Here is a 15,483-nt window from a genome sequence, read left to right on the forward strand (position 1 = left end):
TGAGAGAGCCTAGTTCGCTCCTCACACTAGGCTCTAGGTTTACAAAAGGAGAAATTAGCTCCCCTTGTTGCTAAAATGCTCTGCCCATTCCGGCCATAGCTTGTCAAATTCCATGTGCTCTTCAAGCATATCGGCAACACGATCAATGCCTTGTTCTCTGATCAAGTCAAAGTCTGGTGTACAGGTCGCGGCCAGTCCCGCCCAGCTCAAGATCGCATCGCAAGCTTCTTGCTGCTCGAAAATACCGTGTAGATAGGTACCAAACACCTGACCATCTACCCCAAGTTTTCCGTCAACATTATCAGCTAAACAGATAGGCGCATCTTCACCCACACCTTCGGTCACACCAGCATGGATTTCATATCCTCTTACCGGCACACTTTGCTGCTCAGGCATTGTTAAGTTGCCTGATACCTGTTTGAGCTGCTTATGTGGCGCTAATACTGTCGATACCGCTAGGTATCCCAAGCCACGACTTGTTCCCGGCTCACCCTCAATGCCGTCGAGATCTGCAATGGCTTCACCCAACATCTGGTAACCACCACAAATACCCATCACCTTACCGCCTAGACGAAGATGACGGGCAATTTGCTGATCCCACCCTTGCTCCCTAAGGTAGTCCAGATCACTACGAACACTTTTAGTCCCTGGAATAATGATAAGATCAGATGGCGGAATTTGCTGCCCTTTACCTATAAATTGTAGATTTACTTGGGGATGCATGCGCAGTGGATCAAAGTCTGTATGGTTACTTACACGCGTTAGCACCGGTACCGATACCCGAAGTTGATCCCCATCGGCATCAACTTGCTGAACATCAATGGCATCTTCTGCCTCAAGCATTAAACCGTGGAGATAAGGCAAAACTCCAAGCACTGGCTTACCGGTTTTCTGCTCTAGCCAGTCCAGGCCTGATTCCAATAACTTGATATCACCACGGAAACGGTTAATGACAAAGCCTTTGACCCTTGCCTGCTCGCTGTCTGATAGCAGCGCCAGGGTGCCATATAAGTGAGCAAAAACGCCTCCACGATCGATATCAGCAACAATGATCACTGGCACATCGGCTTCTTCAGCAAAGCCCATATTGGCAACGTCGTTTTCGCGCAAATTGACTTCAGCAGGACTTCCTGCACCTTCAATGATGACAGTTTGATATTCCTGCTGAAGAATGTTGAAGGATTCCATTATCGGGCCAAGCACGACTTTTTTGTAGTTGTGGTACCCCACAGCATCCATGTCTGCCAATGCTTTACCCTGAACGATTACCTGCGCCCCGATATCTGTGTTCGGTTTTAACAGTACAGGGTTCATATGCACGGTTGGCTCAATCATACTCGCCTGAGCCTGAACAGCTTGTGCCCGCCCTATTTCACCGCCGTCTTTGGTCACGGCGCTGTTTAAGGCCATGTTCTGCGATTTGAAAGGCGCTACTTTAATGTTCTTTCTAGCCAGTACTCGGCATAAACCGGCAGCCAAAACACTTTTGCCTGCATCTGATGTTGTGCCCTGAACCATCAAAGCTTTCATTGTTGATTGCATTTGCTCTCGCTTAATACTGTTGTTCGATCGGCCACTGGATCTGAGGCCAGTGCAAGCCATTCTTATCGGTTGTAACTATGACACGGTAACGCGCTGCGTAAGGTAGATCTACCCGATGGAGATAGCTGGTCGTTTCAGGCATCTCCAACAAAATACGCATGAGCTGCTTCATGACACCCGCATGAGTCACCAGTAAGATTTTCTTCCCTAAATAGTTTTCAAGAAGATGGCCCCAAGCCTGCTGGATACGCATATCAAAATGTTTAAGGGCTTCGCCGCCATGCGGTGTCGATAGCCAAGGGTTTTGCCAGTACTGTTCTAATAACGCACCATGCTGTTGCCATAAGCTATCATGACTTTGGCCATCCCATTCACCAAAGTCCATTTCCTTCCAATGATTTAAATGCTGGCAAGGCAAAGTAAACTGCTGAGCAAAAACATCCGCAAAATCACTACAGCGCTGTAAAGGCGAGGCAATCACCTGCTCAACATCATTCAACCCTTTTACGGCACTGTGCATCTGAGCTAAACCGGTATGGGTGATAGGAAAGTCAGTGTGTCCCCTCAAGCAGCCGTGGCCTTCCGGTAGACCGTGGCGCAAGATATCGACCCTCGTTGTTACACATTGAGCCATCTACGCCCCCTTCAAGTGCTGTGGGATCCCTGCTGTCACGAAAGTTACTTTCTCAACCTGCTTAGCTATAGCTTGGTGTAACCAGCCGCTTTCATCAACGAACCGTCTCGACATCTCGCCCATAGGGACAATACCCTGCCCGACTTCATTGCTAACAAGAATGATCTCCCCTGGCGCCTGTTTCAATGCCGCAAGAAATTCACCTTTTTGCTGCTGCCAATCAATGGCGTAATCTTGGTTAAACAGGCAGTTGGTCAACCATAACGTTAAGCAGTCCACCAGCAAACAATTCTCTTTTGTAGAAAGCTCGGTGATCACTTTCGCAAGAGCGAGGGGCTCTTCGATTACACGCCAACTGTTCGGACGGTCTTTCTGATGACGCTCAATTCGCTCGGCCATCTCAACATCACCGCCTGTTGCCGTCGCAACATATACGATAGCTTTTCCACTCGCTTGGGCAAGTGACTCAGCATAACTGCTTTTTCCCGAGCGGGCACCGCCCAGCACAAACTCCGTTGTCATTCATTAACCTTTCTGTTCGCAAGCAAGAGATTCATGAAGATTATTCCTCATGAGACGTTGTTCCTGCTCACTTTCAAATGCGCTGTATTTTCACCATTATCGCAATGAAAACACAGTTTTTTTTAGTTACCATGGTTGTAACCATTATAACGCTCAACTCAACTTAAAATACTATGTTTCATCTTAATGACCTATGGCCAGACGGCCTGATTTGGCTACTTCTTGCCATTGCTGTTTTATCCGTTTTTATCCGGGCAAAAGTTTGGCCGCTTTTGCTGGCTACCACTGGCTTAGTTGCATTTGTTCTTGAACGAATTTCGCCAATCGCACTGGTCATTATCGCTATCGGACTCGGGATTGCCAAACTGGGGCAACGGCAAACAGGTATCTATAAAATCGCTTGCCACTCCGTAGTCATACTCTGGGCTGGCGCTCTAGTACTCCATCTAGTACCTGGTTTTGACAATTTACTCGTACTCGACAAAGCCTTAACTGGATCAGGCAGTATCCCCTTTACTCTGTACCTGAACCTCGACAAGCCGCTTATTGTTTTCGCTCTGTTGCTGCTCATGCCTGATATGCTAAAGCGCACCAGTCCTATATCATCGGCTAAAACATCTCTAACTCAATTACCATTAACTCAAAAATTTATACTGGCCGCACTTTTCATCGCCCTGCCTTTAGTTGCATGGGGAGTGGGTATTGTTGAGCCAGAGTTCTCGCTACCAACTTGGTTGTGGGTATTTGTAATCAACAACCTAGTATTTACATGTGTCGCTGAAGAGGCTTTGTTCCGAGGCTATATCCAAAATGGCTTGACCAAACGCTTCAACCCTTTTGTTGGTATTTTTCTTGCCAGTTTCCTCTTTGGTATCGCTCATTTTGCCGGGGGCGGAATATTCATCGCTATCGCTGCCCTTGCAGGGCTATTGTACGGCCTGACGTATTACTGGACGGGCCGTTTGATATTTGCTGTCTTGATTCACTTCGGCTTTAACTTAGTTCATCTTTTATTTTTCACCTACCCGATGGCTAATTAAATGATATGAACCATTTCTGAATAGGTACCTCATCATTAATTCAGAACCCGTGTTGTTTAATAGAACCATCAACACAAGGAGACCGAATTATGATCAAGAAAACTGTTATTGCTATCGCAACTGCCGCTATCATTCTGCCAACCGCTGCATTTGCTGGTGACCATGACAAAAACGAAAGTACATTGAATTACTCTGGCCCAGTAGAAACCGTGAGCATTGCTGAGCTTCTTCAAGATAGCAGCATGTTTACTGAGAAAGAGGCGATTGTAGAAGGCCAACTGATCAAACAAATCAACGCAGATACGTTTATTTTCAGCGATGGAACAAAAGAGATCCAAGTTGAGATAGATGACGATATCAAGATGCCTGCAGCAATTAACGCCACCACAAGACTGCGACTATACGGTGAGTACGAAGGCGGTAATACTCCTGAAATCGAAGTCGACCGATTACAGCTGCTTTAACATCTAGCAAGGGGTTATCGCTCCACACAATTATACGGTATAACCAAACGGTTATGCCGTTTTCTGCTATTTGTCGTACAAGCCTCCAGCATCACTGCCACCAAGGTGTGACATAAATCACAATAATGAGGTTTCAATATTTATCATTAACTTCACTATCAATAAGTTAATTTTTCCCTAAGCCTTCAGTTTACAAAGCCTCACACATCGGAGCTAAGTCTTAGGGGGCACCGTGTTATAATGCCTGCAGAAAACCAAAATGAGTCGATACATGTCAGATACTTTGTTGTTTCATAAAACTTACCTTCACCCAACCAGCAAGGACTGGGTTGTATTTGTTCATGGTGCAGGTGGCAGTTCTTCCATCTGGTTCAAGCAGATTAAGGCCTATAAGCAGCATTTCAACTTGCTCCTGCTCGATCTAAGAGGCCACGGTCGCTCTAACAACATGTTCCAGGACATGATTAAAAACCCTTACACGTTTAAATCTGTCACAACGGATATCGTGCAGGTGCTAAATCACCTTAAGATCCAATCTGCCCATTTTGTTGGTATCTCCTTAGGCACCATCATTATCCGTAACCTGGCAGAGCTTGCACCAGACAGAGTAAAAACCATGGTTCTTGGTGGTGCAGTCACGCGTTTGAATACCCGATCCCAAGTACTTATTACTGCTGGGAATATGTGTAAGCACTTCATTCCGTATATGTGGCTTTATAAGCTGTTCGCTTATATTGTCATGCCACAGAAAACACAAAAAGAATCCCGCTTGATGTTCGTTAATGACGCTAAGAAGCTCTGTCAGAATGAGTTCAAACGCTGGTTCAAACTTGCTGCAGACGTCAATCCGGTCATGAAGTATTTCAAGGAAAAGGAGCTACCAATTCCGACCTTGTATTTAATGGGTGGGAATGACTACATGTTCATCAAACCCGTTAAAGAAATGGTTAATAAACATGAGCACAGCTATCTCACCGAGTTCGAGGACTGTGGCCACGTTTGTAACGTTGAGCGCCCTGATGAGTTCAACCATCATTCTATCGAGTTTATACAGCGCCATACCCTAGCCGCTTAACCAACTCACTTTGGTAGAGAATGAATTAGCTCTCCAACCCTCAAAAGAAAAATGGCCAGTCTTCGACTGGCCATTTTTTATCTGGGCAAGAGCTAGGCTGATGTTAGTTAGAAACTGATACCAACGCCTTGGCCAAGTAGCCTAAGTGTTGCTCTTGCAGACCTGCAATGTTGATACGTCCATCACCGACAGCATAAATTGCATAGTCATCACGCAAACGAGCGATTTGCTCCGGAGAAAGCCCTGTCACTGAGAACATCCCCTTATGCTGCTGAATGAAATCAAACTGATTCGAGCCTAACGCTTGAACTTCATCTACTAGGCCGGCACGCAACGTCAACAAGCGCTGTTGCATTTCATTTAGCTCTTGTTTCCACGTTTGCGTTAGAGATGCATCATTTAAAATCGTCGACACGAGAGCCGCACCATGATCTGGTGGCATCGTGTAGGTAGAACGTGCAAGGTTTAGTATACGTCCTTTCGCCTTCTGTGCTTCCTGTAGAGTTTCCCCTACCAAAATAGCGGCACCTGTTCGTTCACGGTATAGGCCGAAATTCTTGGAACATGAGGTCGCGATAACCATTTCTTCAATGTTGTCTGCCATATACTGCAAACCAGCAGCATCTTGCTCTAAACCGTCACCAAAGCCCTGATAAGCAATATCAACGAATGGCATGAAACCATTCTTGTTGGCCAATGCCGTTATAGCCTGCCAGGCAGAAAATGAGATATCAGCACCTGTTGGGTTATGGCAGCAACCGTGGAGCAAAACCACATCTTTAGGGCCAGCTTTTGCCAACTCAGCCAACATGGCTTCGCTATTTACTTGCTTAGTCACCGTATCGAAGTAAGGGTAATAGCGAACTTGTAAGCCTGCAGCTTCCATCACTGGCTTGTGATTAACATAGCTTGGGTTGGAAATCCAAACGGTTGTCTCAGGCTCAGCTAGGTGGATTAAATCTGCCAGCATTCTTAAGGCGCCACTGGCACCTGGGGTCTGTACAGCTGCAGCACGCGGTTTAGCGGATGTACCAGTCAAAAGCAAATCCATCATGGACTGATTAAATTGCTCATTACCAGCTAGGCCAACATAAGCCTTCGTCTTCTGGCTAGCTTGTACTTGCTGCTGCGCTAATTTTACCGCTTGCATGATAGGGGTCTCACCCTGACTGTTGCGGTAAACACCAATACCAAGATCTACTTTTTCTTCTCGGGGATCGTCGCGATAAGCAATAGAAAGCGAAAGAATAGGATCAAGCTGCGCTTCGGCAAGTTGCTTAAACATGATTAAAATTCCGTTTAGTTGTCGTTCATACCTTTCAAGCTACCACTTCATTTCTATTACGTCATCATGAATTTTCAACATTTTCAATTTCTTTAAAATTCAATAATGTGAGGCCCATCCATAGCATTAATTGATCTAGAATAAACCTTTCATCAGTTCTATTGCAGATTGAGAGTAAACACCTAAATTTAAGGTAGGAAAACTTCGTTTGGTATACTTAACATGCTTTGTATAAAACCTGCATGAACATGCACCATTAGCACATGATGGAGGCCAAGATGAAAAACAGAGTCGATGTCCGCACCCTGCTTAGTGTCTATGAGAAAATTAAAAGTCAGGGTCACAATATAGAATTTGGTAGTCAGTTAGAAGATATCAAGTGTACCGAATCACCTGATGGTTACTCTGTCAGCCTTGCCGATGACAAAGTCACCTTGGATATCAACTTTCATAACACCTACCATTTCCATACCATGAATGAAGACCCTGAGTCAGTCATCAACCAGACTACAACTGAATTTCACAACAATAATGAAGTTCAGATCCAGGAGTTCATTCATAAACTGGAAGAAATTGATAAGAATTACTAATCCATCGTTACCACAATTCAAAACGCGCAATTTCCATCTCACTGAAATTGCGCAGCTTTTTTTTGCTAGCAACCACCTTTCTGACAATTTCCTGACATTGCCATGACAGATGACTAACATCCGGTTTCTATTATTATTTTGTTGATTCCTTGCAATGTTCAATAAACGAACAAGCTTGTTCAGATTTTATTCATGTGGGCAGCGGTATGCTTTATAGGAATAAAGGTTTCAACAGCATCTAATTGGCAAGCTATCTTGATGGGAATAATGTCATGCAACTACAACAGTTAAAAAACAATCAAGTAGATACAGTGCTTCTTGCTCTGGATGAGTGCTATCGTCGACTAGAAAAAGCAGAAGTCTCAGCAAAAGAACTGACACAAGCAGGTTTTACCTTAATGTTTAAATCGGCTTACGAATCTCTCGCACGCCAGAAACATTAATGTTTTAAATCTAATGAATTAAAAAAGCTCAAGTTTTAAACTTGAGCTTTACTCTATGTCAATCAAACTACCGGTTTAGAAGTCCCAATCGCGGTTCTGCAGCACTATTCGATATCCATCGAGATCTTCAAATGTCTTGCCAACTTGCTCCCAATACGGGTTACTTGACTCAACGACTGCGAAACCAGCGTCTATCATTTTTCTGCAAGCTCTTTCCCAAGCTTGGCTGCAATCTACATAAAACACCAACAGGTGTTCTTGGCTGGGTGCCCCTCCAACTTCAGAGCCAATTTTGTGCACAAACTCGATATGATATGGGTGATGCTTATGCCCCAGAACGACACCATCAAAACCATCATAATCCTCAAACTGCTTGAGTAAATCAAAACCAAGTGCCTGTCGGTACATGGTTGAAATTTGGGATACGTTATCAGTTGGTCTGACCACTCGTAATGTCGAATCTTGCGGTATCATATTGAAATTAAACTCCATTTAACTTGCTACTTGGTTAGTTTATTCCTCAGACAAATCTTATTCAACAAGGTTAATAGTGACGTCCTACATTCCTTGACATCTGTCACATACTCAGCCTAAGTGCTCATTCCTATGGAGATGTATACCTTCTATTTGAAACGCCTATTACTTATGAAAAAGTGGCCCGAAGACCACTTCATAAAACGTGTTGTAACTATTGTTTAATGCGATAACTCACCGGAGGCGAGAAGAGACAGTGCATCTGCTGAGTACTTTTTGAAGCTAATGTCAGATTTTTTTGGCGGATAGATATACTTAGTCACTTTCACTATGTATTTAGCCACGACCTCGCCTGTCGCCTTTTTCTCATCATACCAAAAGGTATCAATGTCTTGCTTTTTCCCTATATCCCACTTCATATCAGTACGGACAAACTGATGCTCTGCAGGGATTTCTAATAAATCACGGTACATAATCAGACTCCACTTTTATTTCACTGAAGCCATAATCTCACGGTTTATTTAAGGGCTTTTCTGCACATGTCACAGTTTAAAAAACAATCAGGCACCGGCATCACAATCTGCGATTGTGGCAAACAATCATTGAAATCCTGAAGTACTTGGCTGCTCTTACTTTAACTTATCCAGCTTTACACTAAACAAGCTGGCGTTTATTCGATTCTGCCCTCAGCCTAGAAATTAGTACAAACAGCAGGAAAACACTTTTTTTTCACTCATTGTAGGTATAATAGCGCCAGTTGATTTCTTATCGGTAACTAACGGAAAAGTATGAGCAAAGTGTTTACTTTCCTTAAAGGGATGGCAATGGGGGCCGCTGATGTTGTCCCTGGCGTCTCTGGCGGAACAATCGCATTTATTACGGGTATTTATGACACGCTTCTCGAAAGCATTCGACGCGTTAATCCTAGCCTGATTGGCATCTGGCGCAAAGATGGATTTAAAGCGGCCTTCAGTCACATAAATGGTACCTTCTTGATCTTATTGCTGTCAGGGATCCTGACCAGCATCTTTACCCTAGCGCGCTTCATCACTTGGATGCTTCACACTCATCCTATCCCTCTCTGGTCATTCTTCTTTGGCTTGATCATTATTTCAGTGATCCATATGTTCAAACAGATCAGTCACTGGGGTCCATCACGGATTATTGCAGCGATTGCCGGTGCCATATTCGCGTATGGCATCACGGTATTACACCCTCTTACACTGGAACCGACTTACTTTAATATCTTGCTAGCTGGCTCTATCGCCATCTGCGCAATGATTTTGCCCGGTATTTCCGGTAGCTTCATTCTTCTTCTGCTAGGCATGTACGCGCCAATTCTAGGTGCAGCAAAGTCGTTGGATATCATCACACTAGGCTTATTCGCTTGTGGCTGTGTGATTGGGCTTCTGACATTCTCACATGTCTTATCTTGGGTGCTGCGAAACTACCGAGATATCGCCCTAACCTTCCTGACTGGTTTGATGATTGGAACATTGAGCAAGATTTGGCCTTGGAAAGAAACGTTAACTTGGAGAATAAACTCTAGCGGTGAACAAGTGCCTTTGATTGAACAAAACCTGTCTCCATTCAGCTTCGAACATGTTACAGGTCAACCAGCCTTACTTGGCTACGCAATTGTGGCGATGGTACTCGGCATAGGTTTGGTCTGGGGACTTGAAAAAGTTGCAGATAAATAACAACAAGAGAGCCGCCAACTGGCGGCTTTCTTTTGTTATCAAGTCACGAATTTGGAGATCAGTAATACTGGAACATCTTCTGGACGTCTTGGTAGTCCTGCGTCTGAGTAAGAGACAGCATTAGAAGGATCCGCGCTTTCTGAGGATTCAATGACCCCGCGGCAACAAAACCGTATTTGTCATCATCGACTTCTGCATCCAATGTTGTTGAACCAGAAGCAGTACGCGAACTGCGCACGACCATTGTGCCCTCTTTGCTCGCCTTCGCTAGCTCATCAAAAATGGTGTGATACATATTACCGTTACCCACCCCCGCACTGACGATACCGTCATAGTTCGCTTCCATCATCGCTGTCACAGGCAGAGCAGTAGCATTGGCGTAGTTATAGACAATACCGACTTTCGGCAAGCTATCGACTTTTGAAATATCAAACACAGTCTCAGTTGTGTGCTTACGCTCTGGGCTACGCTGGTATTTCACATCACCATTATGGATATATCCCAACGCGCCGGTGTTTGGCGACTGGAATGTATTCACTGCTGTTGTATTTGTCTTGGTTACATCACGTGCGTCGTAGACAGTGTCATTCATCGCCACTAAAACACCGCGCCCAGTCGACTCAGTATCTGTTGCTGTCACGACAGCGTTGTACAAGTTTACCGGGCCATCAGCACTCATTGCTGTGGACGGGCGCATTGCCCCAACAAGCACGACAGGTTTATCACTTTTAACTGTTAGATCAAGGAAGTATGCAGTTTCTTCCATAGTGTCTGTACCATGGGTAATTACTACCCCATCGACATCGTCTTTAGCAAGTAGCTCATTTACGCGTTTTGCCAGCTTCAGCCACACTTCATCGTTCATGTCTTGTGAGCCGATGCTTACAACCTGCTCGCCAGAAATATCCGCAAGTTTTGTCATTTCAGGTACCGCTTCAATCAGCGCATCTACCCCTACTTTACCAGCTGTATAGTTTGATTCAGTAGTTGATTGCCCTGCACCGGCAATAGTGCCACCAGTTGCTAGAATTTTGATATTTGGAAGATCACCCGCGAAGCTAAAAGAGCTAAGACACATACCAGCTAAGAACATACCTACAGATACAGCATTCTTCTTCATTGTCATTACCTTATAGTGATTTATTTCAACATAAACTCAATGAATGAAATACTATTCCAAATGGATAATACTTTTGTGGTATACATCACCTTTTATAATATTAAAAAAGTGATCCTAATTACACATTCGGTGAGTGAGCTCAAGAGGTTAACCGATTTTCTATACCTTACAAACAGTTGCTAACATCCCATCACATGATTAACAACCTACAATCAGTATCAGCTTTGGCAACTCGTACCCTCCTCACAAAAATCAACATCTGTTCGATTCCCTTAACCAAGTCAGTGATAACATTCACAAATCGGCTCAATACAGAGGGATGATACAGCAAGTGGTACGCAGTAAACGTTATAGAGATGTTTTACTTGCTCTCGTTGCTTTTACAGGGAGCTACTTTTTTTTCCATTACGGATTTCCAAAGCTCAAAGTAATGGTCAGCAACTACGGTACAGTCAACAACATTGACTCAGCAGACACTTACTGCCTGTTGAGTAATAAGAACTGTGCCATCGATGGAACGAACATTAAGTTAGATAGAAATATCATCAGACCGATGGAAGCGGCTAAAATTCAAATAGAGTGGCCATCATTGCCATCCGAGACAGATACACTGATGCTGACCCTTGAAGGCCAAGAAATGATGATGGGGGTCTACCGACAAAAACTCGTTCGACAAATAGGTACCGACCTTTATTCTGGAGAATTGGTATTACCATTTTGCGTCTCTGACGAAATGACCTGGCAAGGAAAGATCACACCACCAGCCAATAGCTCAGAACAACCAGTTAATGTTTCAATAAGGATGATCAAGTGAAATATCAATGGATTATACTCGCGCTTGCCTTGACGGCTGGATTTATCACCAGCGTGATTGTTGATCGCCAACCACCTGTGGCACAAACCAGTGAACCTATTAACCTTTTAAAAAGCGGGAAAGACAACGTAGATTTATACAACCCGGAAGATGAACGAATTCGGGTGATCTATTTTGGCTACACCCACTGCCCCGATGTGTGTCCGACGTCACTTGCCGTCTTATCAGCCGCCTTGAAACAGATCGATGATCAGAAAATTAATAAACTGTGGCCGATATTTATCACTTTAGATCCCGAACGCGACACGCCTGAAAAGAGTGCTCAATATGCACAGTATTTCCATAAAAAAATTATAGGTATGACAGGAAGTGCTAATCAGACAAAAGCGCTGGCCGAAAAATATGGCGTGTTATACATGCGAACAGAGCTTGAAAACTCAGCATTGGAATACGCGGTAGATCATAGCTCGTATTTTTATTTCCTCCGAGCCGATGGCACTCTGGTTGAAAAAGTGCAACATACCCTTAACCCGAATATATTGGTCGATGCTATCAACCGAATCCTTGCCGCTCAGAACACACCTGCATAATTTCTACACTCCGCATAAATAAACCCGCTCAGGCGGGTTTTCTCATCTTTGAGAGAAAAAAATCTGACTCTTTCTTCACTTTAAGCAGCAATTTGCGCAACTTCTGCCATAATGAATTTGCCGACTGAAACTTTTATCGAACAGTCTGTAGTGGCAAACAAAGGAGAAGAAAGAAAAATGAACCGTTCATTATCTATCCTTACCGGTATTATTCTGAGTGCAACACTTATCGGTTGTTCTAGCTCAGATGAAGTTGACCAAATGCAGCAACTAACCAATAAAGTAGATATGCTCTCTGATCAGGTAGGCGCGTTACAAAGCCAACAAGATCAAATGGCTGGTGCAGTTAACGATGCTCGTGCAGCATCAGACGCTGCTTACCAAGAAGCTATGCGCGCTAACCAGCGTATCGACAATATTGCTAGTTCTTACAGCAAGTAAAACCAAAGAGTGGCGCTTTTTAGCGTCACTCTTTTATTTTATTCACGCCCCAACCACTTCCAAGAAGCTATACCCTTTGCCCCTTACGGTTTTTATATGTTGTTTTGGTAATCCAGATTGAACTATTTTGCGACGAATGTTGCTGATATGCATATCAAGATTACGGTCAAATGGGCTCAATTCTTTCTTAAGCACTGCCTTTTGCAATTCAGCCTTAGAGACAACAATACCATTATGCTTGACAAGATATTCCAACAATTCACTTTCTGTGCCCGTTAACGGAATACGTCTTAGTTGTTCATTGATACCCACGTCTGTTGGTACATTACTGCCACGTTGTTTTTCTAATCCAACACGACGCATTGTAGCTTTTATTCTTGCCAGCAATTCAGGCACCTTAAAAGGTTTCGCCATATAGTGATCGGCGCCAGCTTGAAGTCCATCAAGTAAAGAGGCTTCATCGCCCAAAGCGGTCAACATAATAATTGGCGTGGCAAAACGTTGGCATATTCTGCGGGCCATCTGCATTCCGTCAATATGTGGAAGCATGACATCAAGCAAAACTAAATCAACAGGCTGCTCTTGCAAGTAGGCAAGCCCTGTCTTGCCACAATGTGCACAATAAACGTCATACCCTTCTTGTTCGAGCACCTCTTGAAGTAACTCACAGAGAGCGATGTCATCATCTACAACCAGGATCTTAGACACAAAATACTACACTTATTGAAATCATTATCATTTGAGAAGCATTATCATGCCTCTATCTACTGCAATCAAGGCTAACACATGCACTCAGATACTGATTGCGTTCAAAATACACAGGCTTTTCTCGCAAAAAAGCAAAATTGAGCTGCGTCAATAACCTTTATTTTTCATGATGTTTTTATAATGATTTCATGAACACAGGTATTGACTTTGCTGAAGCCAGCATGGGGATTAGCTCTCCACCATTTCCCACAGAGTTACTAACAAGTTTTGTGGATAATAAAGTTATCCACAGGCTTGAGTAACTTTCCACCCAAGTAACGTCAAAAAATATTAACCTTTCATCAATCAACCAAAAGCCCCCACTAAACATTAAAAAAAACCAATTACAACACATAAATAGAGCGTAACCATGATTTTAACCACCAAAATACACTAAATAGCATAAGCTCGCCCATTATCAGCGCTTAAGGCTATGGTTTTATGAAAAGAAATCGTTTTCATATAAATCAACACAGTGCAAAATTATGATATCTGCGTTAAGAGTACGAAATGCGTAGCTGTTAGATTTTCTTTGTCAACAATAACTATCAAACACCGCCAGACAAACGTTTTCCTTTTTAACAGTCACGCATACCAAAAAAATGTAAATCATTGTTATAAATACATTTAAACAAACAACATTGCAAACAATAAAAAATATCATCAAAACAAATTTGACAGCTTCTATTTATCTACTAAAATACGCGCCGTTTATCTGTAAATCAGTACTATTATTTTAATGACGTTAGAGGTGTTTCAATGGCTGGCGATAACAACTACAGTCTAGGGCCTGTGCCGAAATCGGCACGTAAAGGAGTAGTTTCACTGACCATGGTGATGCTGGGACTGACCTTCTTTTCAGCCAGTATGTGGACAGGAGGCACATTAGGAACAGGGCTTTCCTTTGATGATTTCTTCCTCGCTGTTCTCATTGGTAACCTCATTCTTGGTATCTACACTTCCTTCCTCGGATACATCGGCGCTTCTTCTGGTCTCTCTACTCACCTTCTTGCTCGATTCTCTTTTGGTTCTAAAGGCTCTTGGCTTCCTTCGTTACTTCTTGGCGGTACTCAGGTCGGTTGGTTCGGTGTTGGGGTCGCGATGTTTGCCATTCCAGTTCAGAAAGCTACAGGCATTGATACCAACGTTCTGATTCTGGTGTCAGGCTTGCTGATGACAGCAACGGTATACTTTGGCATTTCAGCATTGATGGTGCTTTCTGCTATTGCTGTTCCAGCCATTGCCTTACTTGGTGGCTACTCGGTTTTTGAAGCCGTTGGCAGTTCTGGCGGTATTGACGGCCTAAAAGCCATTACACCAGAAAACCCTATCGAATTTTCAACCGCACTTGCGCTAGTTGTTGGCTCTTTCGTTTCAGCCGGTACATTGACTGCTGACTTTGTCCGCTTCGGTAAAAAGCCAATGGGTGCTGTCATGGTTACGATGATCGCCTTCTTTATCGGTAACTCTCTAATGTTCATTTTTGGTGCCGCAGGTGCCGCCGCTACTGGTCAGTCTGATATCTCTGAGGTAATGATTGCCCAAGGTCTTTTAATCCCAGCGATTATTGTACTTGGCCTGAACATTTGGACCACCAATGACAATGCGCTTTACGCTTCTGGCCTTGGTTTCTCGAATGTTACCGGCCTGCCAAGCAAATACCTTTCAATGGCTAACGGCCTTATCGGTACCCTGTGTGCACTATGGCTCTACAATAACTTCGTTGGTTGGTTAACCTTCTTGTCGGCGGCGATTCCGCCAATCGGTGGAATTATCATTGCAGACTTCATTAAAAACCGTCATCGTTACAAAGATTTCGCAAACGCCGAGTTCAAAACAGTTAACTGGGCTGCAATCATCGGTGTTGCGGTAGGTGTCGCTGCTGGCAACTTATTGCCAGGTGTTGTTCCAATCAATGCCGTACTTGGCGGTGCCATCAGCTACCTTATCCTTAATCCGATGCTAAACCGCGAAACAGAAGCTTGTGCAAGTAACGCGTAAG

Annotated in this window: 18 protein-coding genes; 10 read left to right on the forward strand and 8 right to left on the reverse strand. The window is 43.8% G+C overall.

The window, feature by feature from the left end; genetic code table 11:
* Positions 1–54 precede the first annotated feature (54 nt).
* The 3 genes from R2X38_RS01560 to cobU are packed head-to-tail and all read right to left on the reverse strand — an operon-like array spanning position 55 to position 2,698.
* Positions 55–1,542, reverse strand: coding sequence for a cobyric acid synthase (locus tag R2X38_RS01560; protein ID WP_317520247.1), 1,488 nt, complete (start codon positions 1,540–1,542; stop codon positions 55–57).
* Between the two features lie 10 nt (positions 1,543–1,552).
* Complete coding sequence (locus tag R2X38_RS01565) at positions 1,553–2,176, reverse strand: histidine phosphatase family protein (protein WP_317520248.1); 624 nt, start codon at positions 2,174–2,176, stop codon at positions 1,553–1,555.
* Positions 2,177–2,698 (reverse strand): bifunctional adenosylcobinamide kinase/adenosylcobinamide-phosphate guanylyltransferase, encoded by a 522-nt coding sequence (gene cobU, locus R2X38_RS01570; RefSeq protein ID WP_317520249.1) that lies wholly within the window; start codon positions 2,696–2,698, stop codon positions 2,177–2,179.
* A 272-nt stretch (positions 2,699–2,970) separates the two neighbouring features.
* Here cobU and R2X38_RS01575 point away from each other — a divergent pair, with 272 nt between their 5' ends.
* The 3 genes from R2X38_RS01575 (at position 2,971) to R2X38_RS01585 (ending at position 5,277) form a co-directional block, all read left to right on the forward strand.
* Positions 2,971–3,738, forward strand: coding sequence for a type II CAAX endopeptidase family protein (locus tag R2X38_RS01575; RefSeq protein WP_317520250.1), 768 nt, complete (start codon positions 2,971–2,973; stop codon positions 3,736–3,738).
* 92 nt (positions 3,739–3,830) lie between these two features.
* Positions 3,831–4,202 carry a NirD/YgiW/YdeI family stress tolerance protein gene (locus R2X38_RS01580; protein ID WP_317520893.1) on the forward strand — a complete coding sequence of 124 codons (372 nt, stop codon included), beginning with the start codon at positions 3,831–3,833 and terminating at the stop codon, positions 4,200–4,202.
* Between the two features lie 271 nt (positions 4,203–4,473).
* On the forward strand, positions 4,474–5,277 hold the full coding sequence (locus tag R2X38_RS01585; protein WP_317520251.1) for an alpha/beta hydrolase: 804 nt from the start codon (positions 4,474–4,476) through the stop codon (positions 5,275–5,277).
* Between the two features lie 103 nt (positions 5,278–5,380).
* Here R2X38_RS01585 and R2X38_RS01590 read toward each other — a convergent pair whose 3' ends face one another.
* Positions 5,381–6,562: an amino acid aminotransferase gene (locus R2X38_RS01590; RefSeq protein WP_317520252.1), complete on the reverse strand. Its 1,182-nt coding sequence runs from the start codon at positions 6,560–6,562 to the stop codon at positions 5,381–5,383.
* 278 nt (positions 6,563–6,840) lie between these two features.
* On the opposite strand from R2X38_RS01590, the gene R2X38_RS01595 reads away from it, so the two are divergent.
* Together R2X38_RS01595 and R2X38_RS01600 are read left to right on the forward strand one after the other, a co-directional pair.
* Positions 6,841–7,152 (forward strand): DUF3081 family protein, encoded by a 312-nt coding sequence (locus R2X38_RS01595; RefSeq protein WP_317520253.1) that lies wholly within the window; start codon positions 6,841–6,843, stop codon positions 7,150–7,152.
* 272 nt (positions 7,153–7,424) lie between these two features.
* Entirely contained in the window at positions 7,425–7,595 is a 171-nt protein-coding gene (locus tag R2X38_RS01600) for a hypothetical protein (RefSeq protein WP_317520254.1), read from the forward strand.
* Positions 7,596–7,670: 75 nt separating this feature from the next.
* On the opposite strand, the gene R2X38_RS01605 is transcribed toward R2X38_RS01600, so the two are convergent.
* Both R2X38_RS01605 and R2X38_RS01610 read right to left on the reverse strand, forming a co-directional pair.
* Positions 7,671–8,087 (reverse strand): VOC family protein, encoded by a 417-nt coding sequence (locus R2X38_RS01605; protein ID WP_317520255.1) that lies wholly within the window; start codon positions 8,085–8,087, stop codon positions 7,671–7,673.
* Between the two features lie 203 nt (positions 8,088–8,290).
* Entirely contained in the window at positions 8,291–8,542 is a 252-nt protein-coding gene (locus R2X38_RS01610) for a hypothetical protein (protein ID WP_317520256.1), read from the reverse strand.
* 315 nt (positions 8,543–8,857) lie between these two features.
* On the opposite strand from R2X38_RS01610, the gene R2X38_RS01615 reads away from it, so the two are divergent.
* The gene (locus tag R2X38_RS01615) at positions 8,858–9,769 is read left to right on the forward strand and encodes a DUF368 domain-containing protein (protein ID WP_317520257.1); all 912 of its coding nucleotides are present in this window, start codon (positions 8,858–8,860) and stop codon (positions 9,767–9,769) included.
* Between the two features lie 58 nt (positions 9,770–9,827).
* On the opposite strand, the gene ansB is transcribed toward R2X38_RS01615, so the two are convergent.
* Complete coding sequence (ansB, locus tag R2X38_RS01620; RefSeq protein WP_317520258.1) at positions 9,828–10,889, reverse strand: L-asparaginase 2; 1,062 nt, start codon at positions 10,887–10,889, stop codon at positions 9,828–9,830.
* A 331-nt stretch (positions 10,890–11,220) separates the two neighbouring features.
* Between ansB and R2X38_RS01625 the strand changes: the two genes are divergently transcribed.
* The 3 genes from R2X38_RS01625 to R2X38_RS01635 all read left to right on the forward strand — a co-directional run bounded on the left by R2X38_RS01625 (position 11,221) and on the right by R2X38_RS01635 (position 12,734).
* Entirely contained in the window at positions 11,221–11,703 is a 483-nt protein-coding gene (locus R2X38_RS01625; RefSeq protein ID WP_317520259.1) for a hypothetical protein, read from the forward strand.
* Entirely contained in the window at positions 11,700–12,293 is a 594-nt protein-coding gene (locus R2X38_RS01630; protein ID WP_317520260.1) for an SCO family protein, read from the forward strand. The genes R2X38_RS01625 and R2X38_RS01630 overlap by 4 nt, the downstream gene beginning before the upstream one ends.
* A 177-nt stretch (positions 12,294–12,470) precedes the next feature.
* Positions 12,471–12,734, forward strand: a complete 264-nt coding sequence (locus tag R2X38_RS01635; protein WP_036821101.1) for an Lpp/OprI family alanine-zipper lipoprotein — start codon at positions 12,471–12,473, stop codon at positions 12,732–12,734.
* A gap of 42 nt (positions 12,735–12,776) precedes the next feature.
* On the opposite strand, the gene R2X38_RS01640 is transcribed toward R2X38_RS01635, so the two are convergent.
* On the reverse strand, positions 12,777–13,442 hold the full coding sequence (locus R2X38_RS01640; protein WP_317520267.1) for a response regulator transcription factor: 666 nt from the start codon (positions 13,440–13,442) through the stop codon (positions 12,777–12,779).
* 798 nt (positions 13,443–14,240) lie between these two features.
* On the opposite strand from R2X38_RS01640, the gene codB reads away from it, so the two are divergent.
* Positions 14,241–15,482, forward strand: a complete 1,242-nt coding sequence (gene codB / locus R2X38_RS01645; RefSeq protein ID WP_317520268.1) for a cytosine permease — start codon at positions 14,241–14,243, stop codon at positions 15,480–15,482.
* The last annotated feature ends 1 nt before the right edge of the window (position 15,483 follow it).

Source organism: Photobacterium rosenbergii (genome assembly GCF_033022775.1).
GTDB lineage: Bacteria > Pseudomonadota > Gammaproteobacteria > Enterobacterales > Vibrionaceae > Photobacterium > Photobacterium rosenbergii_A.

What these genes read in the sequence shown, in the direction of transcription:
- R2X38_RS01585 (WP_317520251.1), top strand. Translation starts at nt 4,474, where the DNA reads ATGTCAGATACTTTGTTGTTTCATAAAACTTACCTTCACCCAACCAGC.
- R2X38_RS01635 (WP_036821101.1), top strand. Translation starts at nt 12,471, where the DNA reads ATGAACCGTTCATTATCTATCCTTACCGGTATTATTCTGAGTGCAACA.
- R2X38_RS01600 (WP_317520254.1), top strand. Translation starts at nt 7,425, where the DNA reads ATGCAACTACAACAGTTAAAAAACAATCAAGTAGATACAGTGCTTCTT.
- R2X38_RS01595 (WP_317520253.1), top strand. Translation starts at nt 6,841, where the DNA reads ATGAAAAACAGAGTCGATGTCCGCACCCTGCTTAGTGTCTATGAGAAA.
- codB (WP_317520268.1), top strand. Translation starts at nt 14,241, where the DNA reads ATGGCTGGCGATAACAACTACAGTCTAGGGCCTGTGCCGAAATCGGCA.
- ansB (WP_317520258.1), bottom strand. Translation starts at nt 10,889, where the DNA reads ATGAAGAAGAATGCTGTATCTGTAGGTATGTTCTTAGCTGGTATGTGT.
- R2X38_RS01610 (WP_317520256.1), bottom strand. Translation starts at nt 8,542, where the DNA reads ATGTACCGTGATTTATTAGAAATCCCTGCAGAGCATCAGTTTGTCCGT.
- R2X38_RS01560 (WP_317520247.1), bottom strand. Translation starts at nt 1,542, where the DNA reads ATGCAATCAACAATGAAAGCTTTGATGGTTCAGGGCACAACATCAGAT.
- R2X38_RS01605 (WP_317520255.1), bottom strand. Translation starts at nt 8,087, where the DNA reads ATGGAGTTTAATTTCAATATGATACCGCAAGATTCGACATTACGAGTG.
- R2X38_RS01590 (WP_317520252.1), bottom strand. Translation starts at nt 6,562, where the DNA reads ATGTTTAAGCAACTTGCCGAAGCGCAGCTTGATCCTATTCTTTCGCTT.
- R2X38_RS01565 (WP_317520248.1), bottom strand. Translation starts at nt 2,176, where the DNA reads ATGGCTCAATGTGTAACAACGAGGGTCGATATCTTGCGCCACGGTCTA.
- R2X38_RS01615 (WP_317520257.1), top strand. Translation starts at nt 8,858, where the DNA reads ATGAGCAAAGTGTTTACTTTCCTTAAAGGGATGGCAATGGGGGCCGCT.
- cobU (WP_317520249.1), bottom strand. Translation starts at nt 2,698, where the DNA reads ATGACAACGGAGTTTGTGCTGGGCGGTGCCCGCTCGGGAAAAAGCAGT.